At 76.5% G+C, this 25,604-nt stretch carries 23 protein-coding genes and 1 tRNA gene; 4 read left to right on the forward strand and 20 right to left on the reverse strand.

The genetic code is table 11. From position 1 onward, the window contains the following. Positions 1-27: 27 nt before the first annotated feature. Positions 28-1,446, reverse strand: a complete 1,419-nt coding sequence (dacB, locus tag BMW27_RS13100; RefSeq protein WP_245743539.1) for a D-alanyl-D-alanine carboxypeptidase/D-alanyl-D-alanine endopeptidase — start codon at positions 1,444-1,446, stop codon at positions 28-30. A 54-nt stretch (positions 1,447-1,500) separates the two neighbouring features. Between dacB and BMW27_RS13105 the strand changes: the two genes are divergently transcribed. Then, positions 1,501-1,995: an inorganic diphosphatase gene (locus BMW27_RS13105; protein WP_091444833.1), complete on the forward strand. Its 495-nt coding sequence runs from the start codon at positions 1,501-1,503 to the stop codon at positions 1,993-1,995. Positions 1,996-2,141: 146 nt separating this feature from the next. Here the strand turns inward: BMW27_RS13105 and BMW27_RS13110 are convergent. The 3 genes from BMW27_RS13110 to tmk all read right to left on the reverse strand — a co-directional run bounded on the left by BMW27_RS13110 (position 2,142) and on the right by tmk (position 4,110). Continuing rightward, positions 2,142-2,217, reverse strand: a tRNA-Thr gene (locus BMW27_RS13110). Between the two features lie 58 nt (positions 2,218-2,275). Next, positions 2,276-3,436, reverse strand: coding sequence for a DNA polymerase III subunit delta' (locus BMW27_RS13115; RefSeq protein ID WP_091444835.1), 1,161 nt, complete (start codon positions 3,434-3,436; stop codon positions 2,276-2,278). Continuing rightward, a complete protein-coding gene (gene tmk, locus BMW27_RS13120) occupies positions 3,433-4,110 on the reverse strand; it encodes a dTMP kinase (protein ID WP_091444837.1) in 678 nt (225 codons plus the stop codon). The genes BMW27_RS13115 and tmk overlap by 4 nt, the downstream gene beginning before the upstream one ends. Positions 4,111-4,216: 106 nt before the next feature. On the opposite strand from tmk, the gene BMW27_RS13125 reads away from it, so the two are divergent. Then, positions 4,217-5,005 carry a trans-aconitate 2-methyltransferase gene (locus BMW27_RS13125; RefSeq protein ID WP_091444839.1) on the forward strand — a complete coding sequence of 263 codons (789 nt, stop codon included), beginning with the start codon at positions 4,217-4,219 and terminating at the stop codon, positions 5,003-5,005. Between the two features lie 4 nt (positions 5,006-5,009). Here the strand turns inward: BMW27_RS13125 and BMW27_RS13130 are convergent, their stop codons facing one another. The 6 genes from BMW27_RS13130 to BMW27_RS13155 all read right to left on the reverse strand — a co-directional run bounded on the left by BMW27_RS13130 (position 5,010) and on the right by BMW27_RS13155 (position 14,032). Continuing rightward, entirely contained in the window at positions 5,010-5,768 is a 759-nt protein-coding gene (locus BMW27_RS13130; protein ID WP_139206896.1) for a neutral zinc metallopeptidase, read from the reverse strand. Between the two features lie 169 nt (positions 5,769-5,937). Continuing rightward, the gene (locus BMW27_RS13135; RefSeq protein ID WP_091444843.1) at positions 5,938-6,702 is read right to left on the reverse strand and encodes a class I SAM-dependent methyltransferase; all 765 of its coding nucleotides are present in this window, start codon (positions 6,700-6,702) and stop codon (positions 5,938-5,940) included. Positions 6,703-6,709: 7 nt separating this feature from the next. Then, positions 6,710-9,571, reverse strand: coding sequence for a type I DNA topoisomerase (gene topA / locus BMW27_RS13140; protein ID WP_091444845.1), 2,862 nt, complete (start codon positions 9,569-9,571; stop codon positions 6,710-6,712). 194 nt (positions 9,572-9,765) lie between these two features. Then, on the reverse strand, positions 9,766-11,286 hold the full coding sequence (locus BMW27_RS13145; protein WP_091444847.1) for an alpha/beta hydrolase: 1,521 nt from the start codon (positions 11,284-11,286) through the stop codon (positions 9,766-9,768). Next, positions 11,283-11,600 (reverse strand): hypothetical protein, encoded by a 318-nt coding sequence (locus BMW27_RS13150; protein WP_091444848.1) that lies wholly within the window; start codon positions 11,598-11,600, stop codon positions 11,283-11,285. The genes BMW27_RS13145 and BMW27_RS13150 overlap by 4 nt, the downstream gene beginning before the upstream one ends. Positions 11,601-11,770: 170 nt before the next feature. Further along, a complete protein-coding gene (locus BMW27_RS13155; protein WP_091444849.1) occupies positions 11,771-14,032 on the reverse strand; it encodes a sodium-translocating pyrophosphatase in 2,262 nt (753 codons plus the stop codon). A gap of 195 nt (positions 14,033-14,227) precedes the next feature. Between BMW27_RS13155 and BMW27_RS13160 the strand changes: the two genes are divergently transcribed. Continuing rightward, entirely contained in the window at positions 14,228-16,774 is a 2,547-nt protein-coding gene (locus BMW27_RS13160; RefSeq protein WP_091444851.1) for a DEAD/DEAH box helicase, read from the forward strand. 120 nt (positions 16,775-16,894) lie between these two features. Here BMW27_RS13160 and BMW27_RS13165 read toward each other — a convergent pair whose 3' ends face one another. The 8 genes from BMW27_RS13165 to ssd all read right to left on the reverse strand — a co-directional run bounded on the left by BMW27_RS13165 (position 16,895) and on the right by ssd (position 22,698). Then, on the reverse strand, positions 16,895-17,578 hold the full coding sequence (locus tag BMW27_RS13165) for a cyclase family protein (RefSeq protein ID WP_091444853.1): 684 nt from the start codon (positions 17,576-17,578) through the stop codon (positions 16,895-16,897). A gap of 231 nt (positions 17,579-17,809) precedes the next feature. Then, a complete protein-coding gene (locus tag BMW27_RS13170; protein ID WP_091444854.1) occupies positions 17,810-18,178 on the reverse strand; it encodes an Rv3654c family TadE-like protein in 369 nt (122 codons plus the stop codon). Next, positions 18,175-18,561, reverse strand: coding sequence for a TadE family type IV pilus minor pilin (locus BMW27_RS13175; RefSeq protein WP_091444856.1), 387 nt, complete (start codon positions 18,559-18,561; stop codon positions 18,175-18,177). The genes BMW27_RS13170 and BMW27_RS13175 overlap by 4 nt, the downstream gene beginning before the upstream one ends. Then, positions 18,561-18,830, reverse strand: a complete 270-nt coding sequence (locus tag BMW27_RS13180) for a DUF4244 domain-containing protein (protein ID WP_091444857.1) — start codon at positions 18,828-18,830, stop codon at positions 18,561-18,563. The genes BMW27_RS13175 and BMW27_RS13180 overlap by 1 nt, the downstream gene beginning before the upstream one ends. 121 nt (positions 18,831-18,951) lie before the next feature. Further along, positions 18,952-19,677 carry a type II secretion system F family protein gene (locus tag BMW27_RS13185; protein WP_245743540.1) on the reverse strand — a complete coding sequence of 242 codons (726 nt, stop codon included), beginning with the start codon at positions 19,675-19,677 and terminating at the stop codon, positions 18,952-18,954. Beyond that, positions 19,674-20,468, reverse strand: coding sequence for a type II secretion system F family protein (locus BMW27_RS13190; RefSeq protein WP_091444859.1), 795 nt, complete (start codon positions 20,466-20,468; stop codon positions 19,674-19,676). The genes BMW27_RS13185 and BMW27_RS13190 overlap by 4 nt, the downstream gene beginning before the upstream one ends. Then, positions 20,465-21,604, reverse strand: a complete 1,140-nt coding sequence (locus BMW27_RS13195) for a TadA family conjugal transfer-associated ATPase (protein WP_091444861.1) — start codon at positions 21,602-21,604, stop codon at positions 20,465-20,467. The genes BMW27_RS13190 and BMW27_RS13195 overlap by 4 nt, the downstream gene beginning before the upstream one ends. Then, complete coding sequence (gene ssd / locus BMW27_RS13200; protein ID WP_091444863.1) at positions 21,601-22,698, reverse strand: septum site-determining protein Ssd; 1,098 nt, start codon at positions 22,696-22,698, stop codon at positions 21,601-21,603. Before ssd ends, BMW27_RS13195 begins: the two co-directional genes overlap by 4 nt. Before the next feature lie 127 nt (positions 22,699-22,825). Here ssd and BMW27_RS13205 point away from each other — a divergent pair, with 127 nt between their 5' ends. Then, entirely contained in the window at positions 22,826-23,668 is an 843-nt protein-coding gene (locus tag BMW27_RS13205) for an HAD family hydrolase (protein ID WP_091444864.1), read from the forward strand. A gap of 74 nt (positions 23,669-23,742) precedes the next feature. On the opposite strand, the gene BMW27_RS13210 is transcribed toward BMW27_RS13205, so the two are convergent. Together BMW27_RS13210 and BMW27_RS13215 are read right to left on the reverse strand one after the other, a co-directional pair. Next, positions 23,743-24,711, reverse strand: coding sequence for an aldo/keto reductase (locus BMW27_RS13210; protein ID WP_091444866.1), 969 nt, complete (start codon positions 24,709-24,711; stop codon positions 23,743-23,745). Between the two features lie 48 nt (positions 24,712-24,759). Continuing rightward, a complete protein-coding gene (locus tag BMW27_RS13215; RefSeq protein ID WP_091444868.1) occupies positions 24,760-25,548 on the reverse strand; it encodes an oxidoreductase in 789 nt (262 codons plus the stop codon). Between the last annotated feature and the right edge of the window lie 56 nt (positions 25,549-25,604).

Below are 25,604 nucleotides of genomic sequence, written 5' to 3' on the forward strand. Positions count from 1 at the left end.
CCCCGGGTGGGGCCGGGGAGGTCCCTCTCACCTGCAGCCGCAGGCGGCCAGCGCGGAGGCGACGGCGTCGAGCGCGTCCTCGGCGGCCTCACCGTCGGCGGGGGCGCCGTCGGCGACCACGCCGAAGACCAGCAGCCGCCCCTCGGCGGTGACCACGGTGCCGGCCAGGCCGTGCACACCCAGCAGCGTGCCGGTCTTGGCGCGGACCGAACCCGGCGCGGTCGCCGGGTCCGCGTCGCCGCGGTCGAACAGGGTGCCGTCGTACCCGGCCACGGGCAGGCCGGACAGGACGGCGGAGGTGCCGGGCAGCGTGCCGTCGGCGGCGCCGGTCAGCAGCTCGGTGAGCAGCTCGACCGGCACCCGGTCGGTGCTGGACAGGCCGCTGCCGTCGGACAGCGAGACGCCGGTGACGTCGAGGCCCGCGTCGGCCAGCGCGTCGGTGACCGCTTCGGCGACCCCCTCGAAGGTGGCCGGCAGGTCACGGGCGAGGGCGACGTGGCGGCCCAGCGACTCGGTCAGCAGGTTGTCCGACTGGGACAGCGCCTGCTCGACCAACCGGGCGACCGGCGCGGACCGCACGGAGCCCAGGGGCTGCGCGCCCTCCGCCGCATCGCCCAGGACGACGGCCGCGTCGGGGACGCCAAGGGCGACGGCCAGCGCGGTGCCGGCGTCGGTCCCGGGGGCACCGCTGCGGGGCAGGTCGCCGGAGCGCACCCGGGCGCCGTCGACGGCGGTCGCGGTGACCGGGGCGGCGTAGGTCGACGGCGCGTCGCCGGGCCCCCAGCCGGCGGCCGTGAGCGGGCCCTGGAACAGCGAGTTGTCGACGACGACGCGGGTGACCTGCGTGCCTGGCGGCAGGCTGCTGCGCACCTGGGCGGCGAGGTCGGCCACGGTGGGCGCGCCGGGGTAGGTCAGCGAGGGGACGGTCCGCGACAGCGTCGGGTCGCCGCCACCGACGAGCACCACCTCGCCGGGCGCGGAGCCCGCGACGACGGTGGTCTCCAGGGTGGTGTCGGGGCCGAGGGTGGTCAGCGCGGCGACGGCGGTGAGCAGCTTGGCGGTGGAGGCCGGTGTCGAGGGGACGTCGGAGTCCTGGTCGAGCAGCACCTCGCCGGACGCGACGTCGACGACCCGGGCCTCGACACCCGGCCCGAGCGCCGGGGAGGCCAGCAGCGGCGCCAGCTCGTCGGCGAGCACCGCGGCGTCCGGAGCAGGCGCCTCCGAGGCCAGCGCCGCGAGCACCGGCGCGGCCGGCTCCACGTCGGGCAGGCGCGCCTCGGCCGCGGCGACCTCCTGGGCGGCGTCGTCCTCCCGCGGGGCGACTGCGAACCAGGCGCCGGCACCCACCACGAGCAGCAGGGCGAGGAGCCCGAGGACGAGGCGGCGGCGGAACCGGGAGTACTTCGGCGTGACGGTCGTCGACCCGCTCGACGCGATGGTGCCCACCCCCCGGAACGACCTCCGGCGGTCCTCCGGGGTCCGATCCGCCACACTACGTCCGTGCAGTTCGACGTGACGGTAGAAATCCCGAAGGGCCAGCGGAACAAGTACGAGCTGGACCACGCCACCGGACGCATCCGCTTGGACCGGATGCTGTTCACCTCCACCCGCTACCCGGCGGACTACGGGTACATCGAGAACACCCTCGGGCAGGACGGCGACCCGCTCGACGCCCTGGTGATCCTCGACGAGCCGACGTTCCCCGGGTGCCTCATCACCTGCCGCGCCATCGGCATGTTCCGGATGACCGACGAGGCCGGAGGGGACGACAAGGTCCTCTGCGTGCCGGCGACGGACCCGCGGATGGCGCACCTGACCGACATCCACGACGTGTCGGAGTTCGACCGCCTGGAGATCCAGCACTTCTTCGAGACCTACAAGGACCTCGAGCCGGGCAAGTCGGTCGAGGGCGCCGAGTGGGTCGGCCACACCGAGGCGGAGGCGGAGATCAACGCCTCGCTGCAGCGGGCCGAGGAAGCCGAGCCCCACCACTGACCCCTGTCCACTGGCCCCTCACCGAGCGGCCGCCGAGCGCACGACGGACCCCGACGGCGGCGCACCCCACCGGGTGCGCCGCCGTCGGCGTGGTGGGGACCGCAGGGACGACAGCGGCCCCGTCCGGGTGGACGGGGCCGCTGGGGTGGAGCCGCCTGTCGGAATCGAACCGACGACCTTCTCATTACGAGTGAGATGCTCTACCGACTGAGCTAAGGCGGCGGACGTGCGCGGCCAGCTTACGTGACCACTGCGCTCCCCCTGCGCAGGCCCCGGCGGGTCACGCGGGCAGGCGCAGCGCCACGGTGAGCGCCTCCACGGCGACCTGCGGCTTCACGTTCTGCTCCAGCGCCCGTCGGCAGTCCAGGACGGCGTCGATGCGCCGCAGCGCCCCCTCCGGACCGATCCGCCGCGCCAGCTCCGCGGCGTCCGCAAGCCGGTCCGGGTGGGCGAGGGTCACCCCTTCCGTCCCGCTCGTGGCGACCACCAGGGCGTCGCGGTAGAGGGCGGCGAGGTCGACCAGGGCCCGGTCCAGCGAGTCGCGGCCCAGCCGGGTGGCCCGCGACTTCTGCCGCTTCTCCAGCTCCTTGAGCTGCCCGGCCCCGCGGCTGGCCGCGGCGACGCCGGGACCGCGGGCGCCCACACCGAGGCTCTGCTTGACCGCCTCGGTCTCCGCGCCGTCGAGCTCCGTCGACGCCCGGTCGGACTCCTCCTTGGCCGCGCCGACCAGGTCGTCGGCGGCGTTCAGGCAGGCGGCCAGCGAGACCAGCGAGAGCGGGACGTCGAGGACGGCCTTGCGGGCGAGCCGGGCGGTCTCGTCGCGGGCCAGGTGCCGGGCGCGCCCGACGTGCCCGCCGGCGGCCGCGGCCGACCAGGCGGCCAGCGCCGGGTCGACGCCGTCCCGGCGGACCAGCACGTCGGCGACCGCGTCGACGGGCGGGGTGCGCAGGCCGACGACGCGGCACCGGGAGCGGATGGTCACCGGCACGTCGTCGGGGTGCAGGCTCGGTGCGCAGAGCAGGAAGACCGTCCGCGCCGGCGGCTCCTCCAGCATCTTCAGCACGGTGTTGGACGCCTGCTCGGTCATCCGGTCGGCGTCCTCCACCAGGACCACCTGCCAGCGCCCCTGGGACGGTGCCCGCCCGGCGATGCGGACCAGCTCGCGCACCTCGGCCACGCCGATGGACAACCCCTCCGGGACGACGGTCTGCACGTCGGCGTGGGTGCCGGCGAGCACCGTCCGGCAGGCGTGGCAGGTGCCGTCGCCGCCGTCCGGGCACTGCAGGGCCGCGGCGAAGGCGCGCGCGGCGACCGACCGGCCCGAGCCGGGCGGGCCGGTGAACAGCCAGGCGTGGGTCATCGCGGTCGGGTCGGCCACCGCGGCCTGCAGCTCGGCGACGACCGCCGGCTGGCCGATCACCTGCTCCCACACCCCGCTCACGAGTGCACCTCCAGCAGGGCGCCGACCCGCTCGCGGACGTCGGCGGCGAGCTCCTCGACACCGCGTGTGGCGTCGAGCACGAGGTAGCGCCCGGGCGCCGCCGCGGCCAGCGTGCGGAAGGTGTCGCGGACCCGCTGGTGGAACTCCAGCGACTCCGACTCCAGCCGGTCGGCGGCCGCGCGGCCGCGGGCGCGGGCCAGCCCGGTCTCCGGCGGCAGGTCGAGCAGCACGGTGAGGTCGGGGCGCAGCCCGAGAGTGGCCCAGCGGGAGATCGCCGCGACGTCGTCCAGGCCGATGGTGCGTCCGGCCCCCTGGTAGGCCAGCGAGCTGTCGACGTAGCGGTCGGTCACCACGACCTCGCCCGCTCCCAGCGCCGGGCGCAGGACGGCGTGCGCGTGCTGGGCGCGGTCGGCGGCGTAGAGCAGCGCCTCGGCGCGCGGGGACAGCCCGGTGTGCGCGCGGTCGAGCACGATCGCCCGGACGGCGGCGCCCGCGGGGGTGCCGCCGGGCTCGAAGGTGGCCCGCGCCGGACGCCCCCGCGCGGTCAGCCACTCGCACAGCAGCCGCACCTGGGTGGACTTGCCCGCACCCTCGCCGCCCTCGAACGCGATGAACAGGCCACGGGGCCGCCCGGCGGACTCGACGGACAGGGCGGGCGGACCGTCGTCGGACACGGGGATCGCGGGCTCCCAGTCGGTGCGGTGGAGGAGGGTGCAGCAGGCGCAACGGTACCGGGGTGGGCCGACGGTCCCGGGGGTCCGCGGGCCCTAGGGTCGGGACGTGACGAGCACCGCTGCCTGGGACCCGGCCGGCTACCTGCGCTTCGGCGACGAGCGAGCACGCCCCTTCGTCGACCTGCTCGCGCGCGTCGGCGCCCGGGAGCCGGGGAGCGTGGTGGACCTCGGCTGCGGGGAGGGTGCGCTGACGGCGTCACTGGCGCAGCGGTGGCCGGGCGCGCGGGTGACCGGGGTCGACTCCTCACCCCAGATGCTGGCCGCGGCCGCCGCGCACGCCGTCCCCGGCCGCGTGGCCTTCGAGGCCGGCGACGTCCGGGAGTGGCGGCCCGACGCGTCGGTCGACGTGCTGGTCAGCAACGCCGTCCTGCACTGGGTGCCCGGGCACGACGACCTGCTGCACCGGTGGGCCGGGGAGCTGGCGCCGGGTGGCTGGCTGGCGGTGCAGGTCCCCGGCAACTGGCGGGCGCCGACCCACGCGCTGCTGGCCGGTCTCTGCCGCTCGCCGCGCTGGGCCGGGCTCGTGGGCGACGCGGCACCGGCGGAGGACGCGGTGCTCGACCCGGCCGGCTACCTCGAGGTCCTCACCGCCGCGGGCCTGACCGCCGACACCTGGGAGACGACCTACCTGCACGTCCTGCGGGGGGACGACCCGGTGCTCGGCTGGGTGCGCTCGACCGTGCTGCGCCCGGTGCTGGCCCGGCTCGGCGAGGACGACGCCGCGGAGCTGACCGCGGAGTACGCAGCAGCGCTGCGCGCGGCCTACCCGCGCCGTCCGGACGGGACGACGCTGCTGCCCTTCCGGCGGGTGTTCGCCGTCGGGCACGCGGCCTGAGCGATCAGCCCACCGAGTTCGGCAGGCAGGCTCGGACCCCGTCGGTGCCGCCCCGCTCGAAGGCGTCGATCCGCTCCTGGGCGCTGCCGTGGGTCTCGGTCCGCGGCTGTCCGGACGCGTCGACGTAGACCGTCCCCCAGGCGTTGTCGCTGGCCACGGCGGTCAGCGACGCGGTGAACTCCTCCGCGTCGCCGGGCTCCAGCCTCAGCAGTCCGGCGTCGACGGCGCCCTGCAGCGCTGCCCCCGCCAGGCAGTCGGCCTGCAGCTCGTAGGCCTCGGACACCAGGGCCGGGTCGATGTGCGAGACGACGGAGTGGGCCCACTCGTGGGCGACGACCAGGTAGACGAAGGCGTCACCCAGCTCCTGGGACCGCAGCATCAGGTCCACCTCGAAGGCGAGGAAGTCCCCGATCGGGCAGTGGAAGGCGTTGCCCTCCGGGAGCAGCAGGTCGCCGCAGTACACCTGCTCCTGCGGGGCGTCGTAGAGCCCGGGTGCGCGGGCGGCCGGAACCAGCCCGGGCGCGGTGTACGAGCCGGGGAAGTACTCGCTCCAGGAGCTGCGCCACCAGGCGTCGACGGCGCGCAGCGCGGTGGCGTAGTCGTCGTCGAGGTCGTCGGTGGCGGCGCCGTCCGGACCGGTCACCAGGGCCGGCGGGGGTGCGGAGCCGGCCGGCCCCGGGGTGGCCGCCGCCGCGGGGGTGCCGACGCCGAGGAGCACGGCGGCCACGAGTGCGGTCAGCAGTAGGCCTGCGCGCGTCGCCATGGCCAGCTCCCTCCGTCGGGGACGCGCAGGCTAGGACGGCGGCCCTGAGAGCGCGCAAGGTGCGGCGCGACGCGGCCGGGCGGTTCGGGTCGGGTGGGGGTGCGTTCGTGACCGGGGGTGGCTGCGCCGGGCCGGTGGGTCGCCGCCGCGGGGCGGGCGCGGGCCACGGTCAGGCGGGCGTCAGCCGGTAGGCGTCGGTCCGGTACGGCAGGTCGACGACGTCGCGGCCGCGGGTGCCGGGGTGGGTGTCGAGCACCGCGCGCACCTCGCCCAGGAACGCCTCCCGCCGTGCGTCGTCCATCGTGGCGACGTAGCTGCGCGTGGCGATGCCGGCGACCACCTCCCCGTGGGACAGCCGTTGCACGGTGCCGGAGCGGTGGTGCTCCACCCGGGCGCCCAGCGCACGGGCGATGACGTCGACGACGCCCCGGTCGGCCTCGTGGCCGCGAGCCTCGTCGGCCAGCACCCGGCCCAGCGCGGCCACCCAGGGGACCTCCTCGTCACGGGTGTTCCAGACCAGGCCGACCACGCCGCCGGGGCGCAGGACCCGCCGCAGCTGCGCCGCCGCGGGCTCCGGGTCGAACCAGTGCGCGGCCTGGCCCGCGACGACGGCGTCGACGCTGCCGTCGGGCAGCGGGACGGCCTCCGCGTCGCCGACGTGCGCGGTCACCTGGGGGTACCGGGCGCGCAGCTCGGCGAGCATCTGCCCGTCCGGGTCGACGGCGACGACCTCGTGCCCGGCCGTCAGCAGGACGCCGGTCAGCAGGCCGGTGCCGGCGCCCAGGTCGAGCACCCGCCGCGGGGACGTCCCGACCAGGAAGGCCACGGCGTCGGCCGGGTAGTCCGGCCGGTGTGCCGCGTAGCCGGCCGCGACGGAGCCGAACGACGTCCGCCGCTGCCGCCACGTGTCCGGGTCGGGCCCGCCGGCCGGCACGGAGACGTCAGCCCGCGGGGACGGCGTCGCTGCCCGCCGTCGCCTTCTTCGTGGCCTTCTTGGCCGGCGTCTTCCCCGTCGTGGTCGCCTTCTTGGCCGTCGTCTTCTTGGCGGCGGCCTTCTTGGTGGCCTTCCTCGTGCTCGGGTTGCTGCGCCGGTCGGCCAGCAGCTCGGCGGCGCGCTCGAGGGTGATGCTCTCGACGTCGTCGCCCTTGCGCAGGCTGGCGTTGGTCTCGCCGTCGGTGACGTACGGGCCGAACCGGCCCTCGCGGACGGTGACCGCGCCCTGGGTGACCGGGTCGGCGCCCAGCTCCTTCAGCGGCGCGGCGGCGGCCCGGCGGCCCCGCTGCTTGGGCTGGGCGAAGACGGCCAGCGCCTCGTCGAGGGTGACGGTGAACAGCCGGTCCTCGGACTCCAGCGAGCGGGAGTCGGTGCCCTTCTTCAGGTAGGGCCCGTAGCGGCCGTTGAGCGCCTGGATCTCCTCGCCGTCCGGCGCGGCGCCCACGGTGCGCGGGAGCGTGAGCAGCTTCAGCGCGTCGTCGAGGGTCACCGTCTCCGGCGACATGGACGAGAAGAGGCTGGCCGTGCGCGGGGCCTCCTTGCTGCCCTCGGGCACCACGGTGGTGACGTAGGGGCCGTACCGGCCGGCCTTGACCACGACGGGCAGCCCGGACTCCGGGTCGGTCCCGAGCGTGCGGTCGCCGGACGGCGCGGCGAGCAGTTCCTCGACCTTCTCCTGGGTCAGCTCGTCGGGGGCGAGGTCCTCGGGGAGGCTGACGCGGGGACCGTCCTCGCCGCCGACCTGCAGGTAGGGCCCGTAGCGCCCGACCCGGACGACGACCCGCTCGCCGTTCGGCCCGGTGGCCTGCAGCGGGATGGAGTTGACCCCGCGGGCGTCGATCTCCTCCAGCCGCTGGCCGATCACCGACTTGAGCCCGCCGGAGGCCGCGATGCCGCCGGCGTGCCGGCCCTCACCGCCGAAGTAGAACTCGGTGAGCCAGTCGACCCGACCCAGGTCGCCGGCAGCGATCTCGTCGAGCTCCTGCTCCAGCGAGGCGGTGAAGTCGTAGTCGACGAGCTGGGCGAAGTGCTGCTCCAGCAGGTTGATCACGGCGAAGGCCACGAAGGTGGGCACCAGCGCCGAGCCCTTCTTCCAGACGTACCCGCGGTCCTGGACCGTCTGCATGATCGAGGCGTAGGTGGACGGCCGGCCGATACCCAGCTCCTCCAGCCGCGCGACGAGGCTCGGCTCGGTGTAGCGGGACGGCGGGGTCGTCGAGTGGCCCTTGGCCTCCAGCTCCCGGGTGTCGAGCTGCTGGCCGCGCTCGACCCGGGGCAGCCGGCGCTCGGCATCGTCGCTGCCGTGGTCGTCGTCGCCGGCGGTGCCCTCGTCGCGCGACTCGACGTAGGCGCGCAGGAAGCCGGGGAAGGTGATGGTGCGGCCGCTGGCGGTGAACTCGACCGCCTCGTCGGTGCTGCTGCGCCCGGCCAGCCGGATGCTGACGCTCTGCCCGACGGCGTCGGCCATCTGCGAGGCGATGGTGCGCTGCCAGATCAACTCGTAGAGGCGGAACTCGTCGCGGGCCAGCGGGCCGGCGAGCTGACCGGGGGTGCGGAAGCTGTCACCGGCGGGCCGGATCGCCTCGTGCGCCTCCTGGGCGCCCTTGGCCTTCTTGGCGTAGCGGCGCGCCTCGGCCGGGACGTAGGCGTCCCCGTAGAGCTGGCGGGCCTGGGTGCGGGCGGCGTTGACGGCCTCGTTCGACAGGTTCGTCGAGTCGGTCCGCATGTAGGTGATGTGGCCGTTCTCGTACAGCCGCTGCGCCACCCGCATGACCTGCGCTGAGGACCAGCCGAGCTTGCGACCGGCCTCCATCTGCAGCGTCGAGGTGGTGAACGGCGCGTACGGGCGCCGTCGGTAGGGCTTCTCGTCCACCCGGCTGACCGTGACCTGCCGGCCCTCGAGCCGGGCCGCCAGGCCGCGGGCGCCGGCCTCGTCCAGGTGCACGACCTCGCCGGTCGCCCGTCCGGTGGCGGGGTCGAAGTCACGGCCGGTCGCGACCCGGCTGTCGTCGACGCTGACCAGGCGGGCGCGCAGCGTGGTCGGCTCGCCCTCGTCCGCGCTGGTGCGCCGGCCGGTGACGGCGAAGGTGCCCTCCAGCGACCAGTAGTCGGCCGAGTGGAAGGCCATCCGCTCCCGCTCGCGCTCGACGACGATCCGGGTGGCCACCGACTGCACGCGCCCGGCCGAGAGCTTGGGCAGGACCTTCTTCCACAGCACGGGGCTGACCTCGTAGCCGTAGAGGCGGTCGAGGATGCGGCGGGTCTCCTGGGCGTCGACCAGCGCGGTGTCCAGCTCCCGCGGGTTGGCCACGGCGCGGGCGATCGCCTCGGGGGTGATCTCGTGGAAGACCATGCGCCGCACCGGCACGCGCGGCTTGAGCGTGTCCACCAGGTGCCAGGCGATGGCCTCGCCCTCGCGGTCCTCGTCGGTCGCGAGGTAGACCTCGCTGGCGTCCTTGACCAGCTGCCTGAGCCGGCTGACCTGCTGCTTGCGGTCGGGGCTGACCACGTACAGCGGCTCGAAGGCGTTGTCGACGTCGACGCCCAGCCGAGCCCAGGACGCGCCCTTGTGCTCGGCCGGCACGTCGGCGGCGTTGCGCGGCAGGTCGCGGATGTGCCCGACGCTGGCCTCGACGACGTAGCCACTGCCGAGGTACCCCGCGATCTTCCCGGCCTTGGTCGGGGACTCCACGATGACCAGCGGCCGTCCGCCGCCGGCGGCCGTCCGGCGGCGGGCAGGGGTGGTCGTACCCCCGGCGGTCGCCGCCGCGGTCCGGGTGCCGGTGTGCGTGGTCTTCGTGGGTGCCACGGTGCTCCTGTCGGTGGTGCTCGGTGCAGGCGCCGGTGGTCCGGCGCCGGACGACGCGGTCGCTCCCCGCGTGCCCTCGGCGACGCCACGGTAGGCCACGGGGCCGACCGGGAGGCCAGTGGCGACCCACCGTGGGCGTGCCGTCACCCGATCCAATGGACGGGGGCGACTGCGTGTTCCCGGGCCTGACGGGGTCATGCCGGCTCCCGGACCCCGCCCACGACCTCGCCGATCGGGGTCAGCGTCGGGAACCACTCGTCGTAGTACTCCCAGTGCATCATCACCGGGTCGGTCGGCAGCTCGATGGCACCGTAGGAGTCCTCCCACGTCTGCTCGCCGTGGAACTCGGCCCAGGTGATCGGGTCGACCGGCGCGGAGGCCTCGTACACCCGCTCGACCTCGAGCTCGACCGCCCTGTTGTCCATCCCCGGGCTGCCGAGCAGGACCACGTCGTCGGCAGCCAGCCGACCCGGTGCGTCCGCCGCCCGGTCGATGACGAGCGTGCCGTAGCTGTGCCCGATGACGGTGGTGTGCGGACGTCCCCCCGAGGTCTCCGCGCGGGCTGAGGCGAGCCCGTCCAGCGTTGCGTCGAGCGCCCGGCCGCCGGGCCAGGAGTGGTGCGGGCTCGGCGCCTTGGTCAGGTTCGACGGCGCCCGGTAGCCCATCCACGCGATCGTCGCGACGGCGGCCGCCGGAGCCGCCGCCGTCGCGACACCCGCGACAGCACCCGCGTCGCCGACGAGGCCCGCCAGGTCCTCGCTCGGGTCTTGCCCGGTGCCGGGCACGAGCAACGCCACGTGGTCCGCGGTGTCCAGGTCCCCGACCGCCAGGGCGACCAGCCCCTCCTCCGGCTGGAACTGGAGGAGCTGCACGTCCTCGCCTGCCACCTCCTTCCTGGTGATCTCTGCGGCCACCGAGACGGCGATCGCGTGCCCCGGCAGTGACGGGTCGGCCAGCGCGCGCTCCACCAGCACCCGGTTCCCCTGGTCGCGAGCCCAGGCCGGCACACCGTCCAGCCGGCCGATCCGGCCGGGGATCTCGGAGATGGCGGTCGACCGGTCCGCGGTCGACAGACCGGCCCACCAGGCGGCCCGCTCGTCAGGTCCGCCGGGCGGCGGGAGGACCGCCGCCCGGCCGGCTCCGGCGACGACCGTGCCGAGCAGGTCCGTGAAGGTGACCGGGGCGCTGCCTCCTCCCATCCCGAGGCGGGTCAGTGCGGCCTCGGCCTCACCCGCCGCTCGGTCCCCCCGCGCCGCGGCAGCCGAGGCATCCTCGGCCAGCTCCTGCGCCTGCAGGGCGACGGCCGTCCGGTCGGCGCCGACGCCGGGCTCGGCGCCGACCGCCACGACCGGCAGCGCCACCAGCCGCCCGGCGCCGTCCAGGACGACGGGGACCGACGCGGCAGCAGCCAGGGCCCGCTCGGCCAGCTCCTGCGCGGTCTCCGCCTCCGCCAGTAGGCGCTGCGCGTGCTCGAGCGACTCGTCCAGGGCCGCGGTGACCGCCGTGGCGACCGTCGAGACCTCCACGAGCGCGGCACCGGCGGCCTGCGCGGCCGGCCCGTACCAGCAGGAGGCGTCCTCCAGCGAGCGGCCGACGGCCTCGACCCGGGCCCGCCAGGCGGGCAGCCCACCGGCGACGGAGTCGAGGGTCCAGACCGCCCCCCGCAGCAGCGGGACGTCCCACCCGGCGACCTCGGCGAGGGTGCGGACGCTCACCGGGCGGCCGGGCCGTGGTGCCGGGCGAGCACCCGGTCGGCCAGTGCTGCGTCGGCCGCCCGGTAGGAGTCGACGGCCGCGGACAGGGTCGCGGCGAGCGCCCCGGTCTGCTGGCCCAGCAGCGCCAGGGCGGTGCCCCAACCCGAGCCCGCGGCGCCGGCGCTCTCCGCGGCTCCCCCGCTGACCGCCGTCCCCAGGGAGACCGCGGTGGACCGGCACAGCCGCGCCTCCCCGGCCAACTCGGCGGCGAGGCCGGCCAGCTCGGCGGCGAGCGCGTCGACGGCGTCGAACTGGGCGGCGATGGTTCCGGACACGTCAGGACCTCCCGGCGTCTGCCGGGCCCACGGCGGGACCGGCGCGGCGGGACGCTAGGACGGCGGGGCGACGCCTCCCGCGTGCTCGTCCACAGCGCCGGTCGCCGTCCACAGACCGGCGCCGGGCCGGCCGGGCGGCGCCTCGGTGCCGCAGTGTCCGGTGCGTGCGATCAGGGGACGGTGGTGGTCAGCGTGGACGAGGCGTCGGTGGAGGCACCGCCCACGACCACCGAGCGGCGCTTGGAGATGACGACCGAGATCACGATCACCAGGACGGCCCCGAGCGCGATGAGCAGGCGCGCGGTCGTGTTGGCGCCCTCCCCGACCGACAGGCTCACGATCGCCGGGGCGATGAGCAGGGCGACGAGGTTCATCACCTTGATCAGCGGGTTGATCGCGGGGCCGGCGGTGTCCTTGAACGGGTCGCCCACGGTGTCGCCGATGACCGTGGCGGCGTGCGCCTCGCTGCCCTTCCCGCCGTAGGCGCCGTCCTCGACCATCTTCTTGGCGTTGTCCCAGGCACCGCCGGAGTTGGAGAGGAAGACCGCCATCAGCGTGCCCGCCGCGATGGCGCCGACGAGGTAGGCGGCGAGCGGCCCGAAGCCGAGCCCGAAGCCCACGGCGACCGGCGCGAGGACGGCGAGCAGGCCCGGTGTGGCCAGCTCGCGCAGCGAGTCCTTGGTGCAGATGTCGACGACGGCGCTGTAGTCCGGACGCTCGCTGTAGTCCATGATCCCGGGCCGGGTGCGGAACTGCTCCCGGACCTCGAAGACCACTCGGCCGGCTGCGCGGGAGACGGCGCTGATCGCCAGACCGGAGAAGAAGAAGACCACCGCGGCCCCGAGCACCGCGCCCACCACGTTGTTCGGGTTGACCAGGCTGAAGGCGTCCCCCAGCGTGTCGCCGGCATCGTCGAGGGCGACCCCGATCTGGGCGTTGTAAGAGCCGAAGAGCGCCGTCGCGGCCAGCACCGCCGTCGCGATGGCGATGCCCTTCGTGATCGCCTTGGTGGTGTTGCCGACGGCGTCGAGGTCGGTGAGCACCCGGGCGCCGTCCTCGTCGATGTCCCCGGACATCTCGGCGATGCCCTGCGCGTTGTCGCTGACCGGGCCGAAGGTGTCCATCGAGACGATGACGCCGGCCGTCGTCAGCAGGCCGCACCCGGCCAGGGCGACGGCGTAGAGCGCCGCGCCGCCGCCGATCAGGAAGGCGCCGTAGACCGCACCGCCGATGAGGATCGCGGCGTAGACCGCGGACTCCAGACCGAGGGAGATGCCGGAGAGGATCACCGTCGCCGGACCGGTGAGGGAACTGCGGCCGATGTCCCTGACCGGCTTGCGGCTGGTCTCGGTGAAGTAGCCGGTCAGCTGCTGGATCGCCGCTGCCAGCACCACGCCGACCAGCACTGCGACGAACCCGAGGACCTGCGGGCTCACGACGCTGTCGGGGACGTCGGCCACGCCCGGCAGCACGGTGAACGAGGCCGCCGCGACGAGGACGAGGGACACGACCGCGGAGGCGAAGAACCCGCGGTTGATCGGCGCCATGCCGCTCGCGTCGTTCTTGGCCGGGTTGCTGGCCAGGATGCCGACGACCGAGGCGATCACGCCGATGGCGGCGACGGTGAGCGGGAAGACCATGCCGACCGCGCCGAAGAAGACCTGACCGAGGATGAGCGCGGCGACCAGCGTGACCGCGTAGGACTCGAACAGGTCGGCGGCCATGCCCGCGCAGTCGCCGACGTTGTCGCCCACGTTGTCGGCGATGGTGGCCGCGTTGCGCGGGTCGTCCTCGGGGATGCCCGCCTCGACCTTGCCGACCAGGTCGGCGCCCACGTCGGCGGCCTTGGTGAAGATCCCGCCGCCGACGCGCATGAACATCGCCAGCAGCGCCCCGCCGAAGCCGAAGCCCTCCAGCACCACGGGTGCGGTCTCGTCGAACAGCAGCAGCGCCAGGGCCGCACCGAACAGGCCCAGGCCGACGGTGATCATCCCGCAGACACCGCCGGTGCGGTACGCGATGCGGAAGGCCGGGCGGTAGCCGCCGGTACGGGCGGCAGCGGCCACGCGCACGTTGCCGCGGGTGGCCAGGGTCATGCCGATGAAGCCCACCGTCGCCGAGAACAGGGCGCCGACCAGGAAGAACAGCGCCCGGCCGATGCGGGTCCCCCAGCCGCCGTCGGCCACCGGGAGCACCAGCAGGAGCAGAAACACGATGATCGCGAAGACCCCGAGGGTCTTGAACTGTCGTCGCAGGTACGCCGCGGCACCCTCCTGCACCGCCTGCGCGATCTCACGCATCTTCGGGGTGCCCTGGTCGGCGGCCATGACCGCGCGGACCAGGTAGGCGGCGAAGGCGAGAGCGGCGAGCGAGACGGCGAGGACGATCGTCACGAGGACGACGTCCCCGCCGGAGAGGGAACTGTCCGGCATGTGTTCCTCCGAGCACTGGAACCGCCGGGGCACGCCCGCTCCGGTCGGCGAAGTTCGTGTCCAGCTCGCACGGGCCTGCACGGCTGGTGCCGCCGGAGTGTAAGGGAGGTCACACCCCGTACCGGTAGTCCTGCGGCCCGTCGTCTTCCTCCCGTTGCGCAGCGGGACGTCACCCGGAGGTGTGACAGTGGTGGGGTGACCGCGCTGCACCCGGTCCGGTCGGCTCCCCCTCCCGGCACGGACCCTCTTCCCCAGGGTGGTTCGCCCTCCCCCGCCGGCACGCCGCCGCCCGGGGCCGACCTGCTGGCCGCCGTCCTCTCCGGGACACCGGAGGAGGAGCAGCCGGTCACCCACGTGCACCGGATGCCGGTGCGGGACAGCCGCACCCTGCCGTGGCCCGCGTGGGTGAGCCCGGAGCTGCGCGGGCGGCTCGAGGCCCAAGGGGTGCACGCGCCGTGGCGGCACCAGGTCGAGGCCGCGCAGCTGGCCCGCGACGGCTCGCACGTCGTGGTGGCGACCGGGACGGCGTCGGGCAAGTCGCTGGCCTACCAGGTACCGGCGCTGACCCGGCTGGCCGAGGACCCCCGCGCCTGCGTCCTGTACCTGGCGCCGACGAAGGCCCTGGCCCGCGACCAGCTGGCCTCGGTCGCGGAGCTGGCCGACCCGTCGGTGCGGCCGGCCGCCTACGACGGCGACACCCCCATGGAGGAGCGGGAGTGGGTCCGGCGGCACTCGCGCTGGATCGTCACCAACCCGGACATGCTGCACCGCGGTGTGCTGCCGGCGCACCAGAAGTGGTCGAGCACGCTGCGCCGGCTGGCCTACGTCGTCGTCGACGAGTGCCATGCCTACCGCGGCGTCTTCGGCTCGCACGTGGGTCACGTGCTGCGCCGGCTGCGGCGGATCTGCCGCCGCTACGGCGCCGAGCCGGTGTTCCTGCTGGCCTCGGCGACGGTGGCCGAGCCGGCCGCGGCGGCGACCCGACTGGTCGGCGCACCGGTGGTCGCGGTGACGGAGGACGGCTCGCCGCGACCGGGCGCGACCTTCGCGCTGTGGGAGCCGCCGCTGACCGAGCGCACCGGCGAGCACGGCGCCCCGCTGCGCCGCTCGGCGGCCGCGGACGCCGCCGCGCTGCTGGCCGATCTGGTCGAGCGCGGCGCCCGCACGCTGGCGTTCGTCCGGTCGCGGCGCAGTGCGGAGTCCGTGGCCGAGCAGGCCCGGCACGTGCTGCGCGACCGCGGCCGCACCGACCTCGCCCGTCGGGTGGACTCCTACCGCGGCGGTTACCTGCCCGAGGAGCGGCGGGAGCTGGAGCGCGCGCTGTCGGCCGGCGAGCTGCTCGGGGTGGCCACCACGAACGCCCTGGAGCTGGGCATCGACATCGCCGGCCTGGACGCCGTCGTGCTGGCCGGCTACCCCGGGACGCTGGCCTCGCTGTGGCAGCAGGCCGGCCGGGCGGGACGGGCCCAGCGCGAGTCGCTGGTCGTCTTCGTCGCCCGCGACGACCCGCTCGACCACTACCTGGCCCACCACCCGCGCGCGGTCTTCGGCCGGCCGGTGGAGGCCACCGTCACCGACCCCGGCAACCCCTACGTGCTCGGGCCGCAGCTGTGCTGCGCGGCCGCCGAGCTGCCGCTGGTACCCGAGGACCTGGCCGACTTCGGCGGCACGGTGGCCGAGGCGCGGGTCGAGGAACTGGTCGCCGAGGGATCGCTGCGCCGCCGCCCCACCGGCTGGTACTGGGCCGGCCGGGGCCGGCCGGACGTCGACATCCGGGGCAGCGGCCTGGCCCCGGTCACGATCATCGAGGGCGGCACCGGGCGGCTGCTGGGCACCGTGGACGGCGACGCCGCGCACGCCACCGTGCACACCGGCGCGGTGTACGTGCACCGCGGTGAGACCTACGTCGTCGACGAGTTCTGCGTCGACGACGCCGTCGCGGTCGTCCACCCGGAGAGCCCGGAGTGGACGACGGTGGCACGGGACGTCACCGACCTCGCGATCGTCGCCGCCGACCGGTCGCGGTCGCTCGGCACGGTCACCGCGCACACCGGTGTCGTCGACGTGACCAACCAGGTGGTGGCCTACCAGCGGCGCCGGCTGGGGTCCGGTGAGGTGCTGGCCGAGTTCCCGCTGGACCTGCCGCCCCGCCAGCTGCGCACCCGAGCGGTCTGGCTGACCCTCGACGAGCGGGCCGTGGCCCGGGCCGAGGTCGACGACGCCGAGCTGCCCGGCTCGCTGCACGCCGCCGAGCACGCGGCGATCGGCCTGCTCCCCCTGCTGGCCACCTGCGACCGGTGGGACCTCGGTGGGATTTCGACCGCCCTGCACCCCGACACCGGCGCGGCCACGATCGTCGTCTACGACGGGCACCCCGGCGGCGCGGGCTTCGCCGAGCGCGGGTTCGCCGTGCGGCGGCGCTGGCTGCAGGCGACCCGGGCGACGGTGGCCAGCTGCGAGTGCGAGAGCGGTTGCCCGTCCTGCGTGCAGTCGCCGAAGTGCGGCAACGGCAACGAGCCGTTGGACAAGGCCGGCGCGGTGCGGGTGCTCGACGTCGTCCTCGACGAGCTGGCCGCCGCCGAGGCGGCCGGCGAGGCGGTTCCCGACGGGACTCCCGACGAGGACGACAGCGGGGACGCCGACCGGCCGGGTGCACCTCCCGACGAGGCCACCCCGGGGACGACCCGGGTGGACGGCCCGGACGCGGAGCCGCCCGCCGCGCAGGACGACCTCGTCTTCTGACCCCGGCGACCGCGGCCCGCCCCGCACGGAGCGGCTGGAGGACCGGCCGGCTACCGCCCGGCCCGCCGTCGGCTGGCTGCTGGCACCGGGCCGGGGCGGGCAGCCGCGCCCTGGGGGACCTCAGCGATCCACCCGGAACGCCACCGCCCGCACCGGGGCACCGTCGGCACCGGCCAGTCGCAGCGGCAGCACGCTGACCACCGGGTCCTCCGGCACCGCACCCAGGTCGCGCAGGTTCTCGACGATGACGCCTCCGGCGCCGAGCACCTCGAGGTGCGCGGCGAACCCGTCCGCAGGTCGGCCTCCGACGACGGTCTCGTCGAGGCTCAGGGCGTCGAGCCCGACGGTGCGGACGCCGGCCGCCACCACGCGCGCGGCGGCGTCCCCGGTCAGGTAGGGGTGGTCGAAGTAGGCGTCGGTCCCCCAGTGCTCGTCCCACCCGGTGCGCAGCAGCAGGATCCGGCCGGGGCCCAGCAGGGACGCCCAAGGCACGAGGTCCGCCCACTCGATCCGGCCGCGCAATGGCTTGCCGCGCACGTCGGCGACGACGGCCGGCCCGAGGAAGTACTCGAGCGGGAGCTCGTCGATGCGGGCGCCGTCGTCGAGGAAGTGGTACGGCGCGTCGACGTGCGTCCCGGTCTGCGAGCCCATCTGCACGTGGAGGACGTTGTAGCCGTCGGCCGCCACGGTGGCGGCGGGGGTGAAACGGGCCACCGGGTCGCCGGGGTGGACCGGGGTGTCGTCGTGCAGCGGGTGGGAGAGGTCGACCACCTCCCGGACGGGCGGGGTCGGGGGACCGGTCACCGGGCCTCCTCGAGCTCGACGGTCACGGGGCGGGCGTGAGGACCCACAGGACCTCGCAGGTCGCTGGCCGACGCCGGTGCCCAGCAAACCGCACACCGCGACGAGCGAGGCGACCGACGGCGAGACCCAGCAGCGCTCCAGGCGGCTGAGGAGACCCTTGGCGAGCCCCGCTTGCGCGGCCACGGCCGACAGCGTGGACCGGCCGCCTGGCGACCGCCGGGGAGCCGGAGCTCACGGCGAAACCGGACCGGCACGGGCACGGCCGCCGGCCCGGCTGACGCCCAGCGGGCCGAGCTGGACGGGGACCTCGACGGCGACCTCGACGACCGCCCCGCCCCCGACCGTGCACGCCGTCAGCCGGGCACCGTTGGCGCCGGCCACCTCCCCGGCGGCGGCGCAGGCGCCGGGGTCACCGCGGACGGCGTGCTCGGCCGCGGCCAGGGCGGCGAGGTCGGCCGCGGCGGTGGCCCGGTGCCGGCCGACCGCCGCCGCTCCGACCAGCACCGCCGCCACCCCGATCGCGGCCAGGACGCCCGCCAGGGCGACCACCCACACCGTGGCCGACCCGCGCTCCCCCGACCGTCGGGACCCGGCGCTCACCCGGGTGCCTCGGCGGTGCCCGGTTCCCGCTGGGCCACCGCGGAGGCCGACACCGGCACCCGCAGCGGGACCGGCCCGAGCGGCGCCACCTGCGCCGCGACCGTGACGGTGACCGTGGTCCCGCCGATGGCCACCGTGGTCGCCGCTCCGTCCGGCGCGGCCCGGCCGGCCAGCGTGGTCACCAGGGCGGTGTCCTCGCCGCGGGCGGCCGCCCGGGCGCCCTCGCGGGCGGCGTCGACGCACCGCAGCTGCGCCCCGACGACGGTCACCGCGGCGACCGCACCGGCGAGCACGAGCAGCAGCACCGGCAGCACGACCGCCGTCTCGGCCGTCACCATGCCGGCCTCACCGCGGAGCCGGCCGCAGCGCCGCCGCCGGACCATCAGGACAGGGTCGCCAGCGCGTCGGCGACGAGCGCGCTGAGCCCGTCGACGACGGAGCCCCCGGTGACCACCCGGTAGAGCACGGCGGCGAAGGCGCAGGCGGCCACGGTCCCGACGGCGTACTCGGCGGTGCTCATCCCGGCCTCGCCGGCCGCCCGGACGCGCGCCCACCGCGCCCGCAGGCCGCGCGGCCGGCTCCCCTCGGCGGGGACATCGTCCGCGTCGGGCAGCTCCTCGTCGCCGGTTCGCGTCGTGCAGGGTCCGGTCACGGTGCCTCCTCGGTGTCGGGCCCGCTAGCCGGGCCGTCACTGCGACCCTCGCGGGGCGAGGGGACCGGGCACAGGCGCGGACGGGATCTGTGGACGCCGCCGCCCGCTGTGGACGCGGGGCTCAGCCGAAGACGTCGGCCGCGATGCCGAGCACCAGCGGTACGACGCCGAGGCAGAGGAAGGCCGGCAGGAAGCAGACCCCGAGCGGCGCCAGCACCCAGACCCCGGCGCGCCGGACCGCGGCGTCGGCGCGGCCGCGCTGCTCGGCGCGGGCGTCGGCGGCCAGCGACCGCAGCGCCGGGACGACGGTCGAGCCGGACTCCCCCGCCCGCACCAGGACCCGGCCCAGGACGGCCGGCTCGGCCGCCGCGTCGGCCCACGCCCGCCGCGGCGCCGCGCCCAACCGGTACAGGCCGGCCACCGTGGTCAGCTCGGGGCCGAGGGGACCCGGCAGGGCGGTGGCCACCGCGGCCAGCGCACCGCCCACGGGCAGTCCCGCCTCGAGGCAGACCGCGAGCAGGTCGCAGGCGACGGGCAGGTCCGCCTCGGGTGTCGGGCCGGCCCGCGCGCCGTCCCGGCTGCCGCGGCGCAGCAGCCGTTCACCGCCGACCGCGACGAGCCCGGCCACTCCCACCCCGGCACCCCCGCCGACCAGCAGCCCGGCGGCCAGGCCGGCCGCGCCCGCCAGCAGCCACCGCCGCCGTGCAGCGCCCGGACCGGACGGCTGCGGCGGGCGCCCCGCACCGTCCCGGGTGGCCAGCCACCGGGCACGGACGGCGACCGGCGACCGCACCGGCCAGCACAGCAGGGCGCTCGCCAGCACGAGCGCGACCACGGCGGCGCTCACCGCACGGCCCGGCGGACCAGCCGCGCCGACCAGGCCAGTCCACCGACCTCCAGCGCGACGCCGGCCACGAGCAGCAGCTGACCGGTCCCCGTGGTGGTCAGCACCCGCCACGGGTCGGCACCCACGCCGCCGCCCATGGCCAGCCCCAGAACGGGGAGCCCGGCGAGCAGGGCGGCGCTGGCCCGCGACCCGGCGGTGGCCGAGCGGAGCTCCAGCCGGTGCCGGGACCGAGCGCGCAGATCGTCCTCCACCGCGCCGACGACGGCGACCAGCGAGCACCCGGTGCGCGCGCTCAACCGCGCGGCCGCCGCCACCCGGCCCAGGGCCCGCCCGAGCTCGCGGTCGTCGTCGGCCTCCCCGGCGCCGTCCCCCGGCGAGCGGACCGCCCGGGCCAGCGCCCGGCCGCTGTCGTCGTCCGCGCACGCGGCGACGGCGGCACGGGTGGCCTCGTCCAGCGACCGGCCGCTGCGCAGCTCCGCGCCCAGGGCGGTCAGCGCCTCGACCAGCGCGGCCAGCCGGGCCTCCTCCTGCGCACCGGCCCGGCGGTGCAGCTCGGCGCGGGCGGCGAGCGCCGCGCAACCGGCGGCGAGGGCCGCGACCAGCGGGGTGCTCAGCAGGGCGGCGACCGCGCCGGCGGCGGTCGCGGCCACCGCCGGCAGCGGGACGCCGGACGCCGGTCGGAGGGCGGCGTCCGCGGAGCGGACGACCGACCGCCACCGCTGCCGTCGGAGCGCCGCGGACCCCGGCCACAGCAGCAGGGCGCCGGCGAGGAGCAGCAGTCCGCCGGTCACCCGCGGCCCGCCGAGAGCAGCTCTCCGAGCAACGGCGCACCCGGGCAGGAGCCGCCGTCGGCCCGCCAGCCGGACTCCACGACGACGAGGTCCCCGGCGCGGCGGACCACGCCGACCTCCTCCACCCGCCGTCCGGACGGCGTCCGACGCAGGTGCACCACCGCGGACAGGGCCGCGGCGGCCTGGCTGTGCACGGCCAGCCGGTCCAGCCCCGCGGCCACCCCGAGCGCCTCGAGCCGCGCCGGGACCTCGGCCGGCCGGTTGGCGTGCAGGGTGCCGCAGCCGCCGTCGTGCCCGGTGTTCAGCGCGGTCAGCAGATCGGTGACCTCCGCGCCGCGCACCTCGCCCACGACCAGCCGATCGGGTCGCATCCGCAGCGCCTGGCGGACCAGGTCGCGCAGCGTGACCTCGCCGACGCCCTCGACGTTGGGCGGCCGGGTGGCCAGCCGGACGACGTGCGGGTGCGCCGGCACCAGCTCCGGGGCGTCCTCGCACAGCACCAGCCGCTCCCCCGAGGGGACGAGGCCGAGCAGCGCGGACAGCAGCGTCGTCTTGCCCGAGCCGGTGCCGCCGGTGACCAGGAACGCCAGCCGGCCGGCGACCAGCGCCTGCAGCAGATCACCGGACGCGCCGGGGAAGGCGCCGCGCGCGGCCAGGTCGGCGAAGGACAGCGAGGCCCGGCGCAGCACGCGCAGGGACAGGCAGGTCCCGCCGCCGGACACCGGCGGCAGGACCGCGTGCAGCCGGGTGCCGTCGGGCAGACCGGCGTCCACCCAGGGAGCGGCGTCGTCGAGCCGGCGTCCGGCCGCGGCGGCCAGGCGGACGGCGAGACGGCGCACCGCGTCCTCGTCCGGGAAGCGCAGGAGCGTGCGCTCCAGCCCGCCGCCCCGGTCGACCCACACCTGGTCGGGGCCGTTGACGAGCACGTCGCTCACCCCGGGCTCGCGCAGCAGTGGCTCCAGCGGACCGGCGCCGGCCAGCTCGTCCACGGCGTCGCGGACGGCCTGCAGGACGTCGTCGTCGCCGAGCAGGCCACCGGACTCCTCCCGGACCAGCGCCGCGACGGTGGCACGCGTCGGCACCCCGGGTTCGAGGACCAGCCGGGCGCGGACCCGGTCGACCAGCACCCCGGTCACGCCGCCGCGCCGTCCATCCGGGCCAGCTCGGCGAGCAGCCGGCGGGCCAGCGCACCCAGCGGCGAGCGCGCGCCCACCTGCGGTGGTCGGCCCTGCTCCCCGCGGGGCAGCGCGGTGCGGTCGGTGCCCAGCTCCCCCAGCACCGGCCGCCCCACGACGTCGGCGACCTCGTCGGCCGACAGCCCGCCGGGCACCGGGCGCACCACCAGCTGCGCCGCGGACCACGGCGCGGACCGGTCCGCCCCGGCGGGCTCGACCAGCAGGCGGGCCGCCGACGCCGCCCGGAGGCGGGCCGGGACGACGAGCACCGCGAGGTCGGCCTCGGCGAGCACGGCCGCGGTCGCCTCGGCGCCCGCCGTGCGGGGCAGGTCGACCACCACCGGCCGGCCACCCGCGCGCGCCGCCTCGACCACGGCGGTCAGCGCCTCCGCCGGGACCTCCCCGGGCGCCGACCGCGAGGCCGCGAGCACCGAGACGCCGCCGACCTCGGGGAGCGCGGCCATGAGCGCGTCGCCGGCCACCCGGCCGCGCAGCCCGGTCAGCTCAGGCCAGCGCAGGCCCTCGTCCCGCTCTGCGCCGAGCAGCAGGTCCAGCCCGCCGCCCCACCCGTCGGTGTCGACCAGCAGCACGCCGTCCGAGGCGGGTGCGGCGGCCAGCGCGAGCGCCGCCGCCAGCGTGCTCACCCCGGCGCCGCCGCAGCTCCCGCCGACGACGACGAGCCGGCCGCGGTCGACCGGACGGCGCAGCGCCGCGGCCACCCGGGACACCAGCCAGCCCTCGTCCGCGGGCAGCACCGCCACCCGCTCGGCGCCCTGCTCCACCGCAGCCGCCCAGACCGGGGCGGGCGGCTCCCCCGGTGCCACGACCACGACGCCGGCGCGTCGGGGCAGACCCCGCACCGGCGCGGAGGTCAGGACGTCGGCCCCCAGCAGCACCACGGGCGCCTCCCGGTGGGCCCGGCGCAGCCCCGGACCGCCCGTGGCGACCTCCGGTTCGGTGCCCGCGGCGGCGAGCAGCCTCAGCAGGTCGTCGAGCAGCTCCTCGTCGGCGCTGGCGACGAGCGGGCGGGCGGGCGGGGACCGGAACGCGGACACGCCCGCCAGCCCAGTCCGGGAACGGACGAGGCGCGAGGGGCGGCCGGGATCTGTGGACGACCCGAACGGGTGTGGACGCAGCCGTGTGCCACGTCACAACCGTCCTGCACACCTACAGTCGTGAACCGTGACCCGCGCAGCGGCGTTCTTCGACCTGGACAAGACGGTCATCGCCAAGTCCAGCACCCTGGCCTTCGGCCGTCCGTTCTTCCAGGGCGGGCTGATCAACCGGCGCGCCGTCCTCAAGGGCGCCTACGCGCAGTTCGTCTTCTCCCTCGCCGGCGCCGACGCGCCGCAGATGGAGCGCATGCGCGCGCAGATCACCGAGATGTGCACCGGGTGGGACGTCGCCACGGTCCACGAGATCGTCCGCGAGACGCTGCACGACATCGTCGAGCCGATGGTGTACGCCGAGGCCGCCGACCTGATCGAGGAGCACCGGGCAGCCGGACGGGAGATCGTCATCGTCTCCAGCAGCGGGGCGGAGATGGTCGAGCCGATCGGCGAGATGCTCGGCGTCGACCGCGTGGTGGCCACGCGCATGGTGACCGTCGACGGCCACTACACCGGCGAGATCGACTTCTACGCCTACGGGGCGAACAAGGCGGTCGCCGTCCGGGAGGTGGCCGCCGAGAGCGGTTACGACCTGGCCGACTGCTACGCCTACAGCGACTCGATCACCGACCTGCCGATGCTGGCGGCCGTCGGGCACCCGACGGCGGTCAACCCCGACCGGGCGCTGCGGAAGGCCGCGACCGAGCACGGCTGGCCGGTGCTGGAGTTCAGCTGGCCGGTGACCATGGGGTCGCGCTTCCCGGTCCCGTCCGCACCGGTGGTCACCGGTGCGGCGATGAGCGTGGGCGCCGCGGTCGTGGGCCTGGCCTGGTACGCCCGCCGGCGTGCCCTCCGCGTGGCCGCCGCGACCCCGCCGGCACCGGTGCCCGGCCGCTGGCGGCGCCGCGGCGCCTGAAGGAGGACCGTCCCGGCCCCCTCGCAGGGTCCCGCCGCGAGCTCGCGAGTGGTGGGGGGCGAGGGGGTCCTCTCTCAGAGCGGCAGGCGCTCCCGCACCCGCTCGACGAGCGTGCGCACCGCGGACACCGGCCGGAACGCCCGCGCGGCCGCGGTGAGGGCCGTCTGCTCGTCCGGCCGCAGGTCGATGTCGGCGGCCGCGGCGTTGGCCTCGATCTGCGCGACGCTCGAGGCGCCCGGGATCACCACGACCCGCGGCAGGGAGACCAGCCACGCCAGCGCGATCTGCGCAGGCGCGACGGCGTGGGCCGCGGCCACCTCGCGGAGCACGCCGAGCAGGGGCTCGGCGCGGCGCAGGTTCTCGGTGCCGAAGAGCGGGTTGGCCGCGCGGACGCCCCCGGGCCGGTTGCCGACCCCGTAGCGCCCACCGAGCAGGCCCTGGGCCAGCGGGCTGTAGGCCATCACCATCCGGCCCTCCCGCTCGGCGAAGGGCACCAGGTCGTCGAGGGCCGACGGCGCCGCCAGGGAGAAGTGCACCTGGTTGCTGACCACCGGCCGGCCGAGAGCGGCGTCGGCCGCCTGCCACCGCGCGAGCGAGTAGTTGGAGACGCCCACCGCGCCGATGCGGCCGGCGTCGAGCAGCTGCCGCATCCCGGGCATGGTCACCGAGTCGGGCACCACCGGGTTGGGCCAGTGCACCTGGTAGAGCGGCACGCGGTCCAGCTCCAGGCGGCGGGCGCTGCCGGCCAGCCGGCTGCGGACCACCGGCGGGAACGGGGCGACCGGGAACACCTTGCTGGCGACGACGACGTCGTCGCGCTCGCCGCCCAGCGCTTCGCCGAGGATCCGCTCGCTGCGGCCATTGCCGTAGATCTCCGCGGTGTCGAACAGGGTGGTGCCGAGCTCGCGGGCCCGCCGGACGATCGCCGTGGCCTCGCCGGACGCGTAGGCGTCGCCGTAGCCCCACTCGCGGGAGCCGAACTGCCAGGTACCGAGGCCGACCCGGCTGACCGCACCGAGCCCGTCGACGTCGAGGTAGCGCACGACCGACAGTCTCGCCGCCGCGCCGGACCGCCGCAGGGCGGCCGGACCTCAGCCACGGAGCAGGGCCTCGGCGATGGCCAGCCCCTCCAGAGCCCCGTGCTCGGTGGCGCGGCAGCAGTGCACCAGCCACCCGGCCACGCCCTCCGGCTGCCCGGCGGCGTAGCCCGCCAGGGCGCGGGTGTACTCCTCGCGGCCGAGTTCCGCGAAGCCGACCTCGGGCACCGAGACGGCCTTGGGGTCCAGTCCGCGGGCGATGCCGGTGAGCCGGGCGGCCGCGCGGGCGACGACGCCGTCGGCGGTGCCGAACGGGGCGATCGCGGCCAGCTCGCCGTGCACGACGGCGGCCAGCACGACGGCCGGCACGGAGCTCTCCGCGGTGACCAGGGAGAACAGGCCGGCGAGCCGGGGCCCGGCGTGGGCACCGGGGCGGCCGAGGTCGGCGCGGTCGGCGAGGTCCGCGGCGGCCAGCACGTGCAGCCGGGCCAGCACCTGGCCGGGGGCCCGGGACCAGGTGTCCACCATCGGGCCGAGGGCGGCCGAGGTCCGCAGCGAGCCCTGCACGACCGGGTGCTCGACCTGCCCGGCCCGCAGGTCGGCCAGCGGGACGTCGACGCCCTCGAGGGCGGCGGACGCACGCGCGCCGCGCAGCGCCGACTCGGTGCTGACCTCGGCCGACCGGTTGCGCATCAACCGGTGCCGGAGCAGGCGGTCGATGCCGGCCCGGGCGCCCTCGGCGGCGTCCCGCACGCCGGGCAGGTCCAGCAGCGCGGCGAGCGGGTCGGCAGCGGCCGGGCGGGTTGCCGGACGGCCGGCGCCGGGACGGACGGGGATGGTCACGTGTCCTCCTCGCTGACGGTCGTCGGCCGTGCGACCAACGGTGCTGCGATCCACCG

It is taken from the genome of Geodermatophilus poikilotrophus, from assembly GCF_900111455.1.
GTDB classification, from domain to species: domain Bacteria; phylum Actinomycetota; class Actinomycetes; order Mycobacteriales; family Geodermatophilaceae; genus Geodermatophilus; species Geodermatophilus poikilotrophus.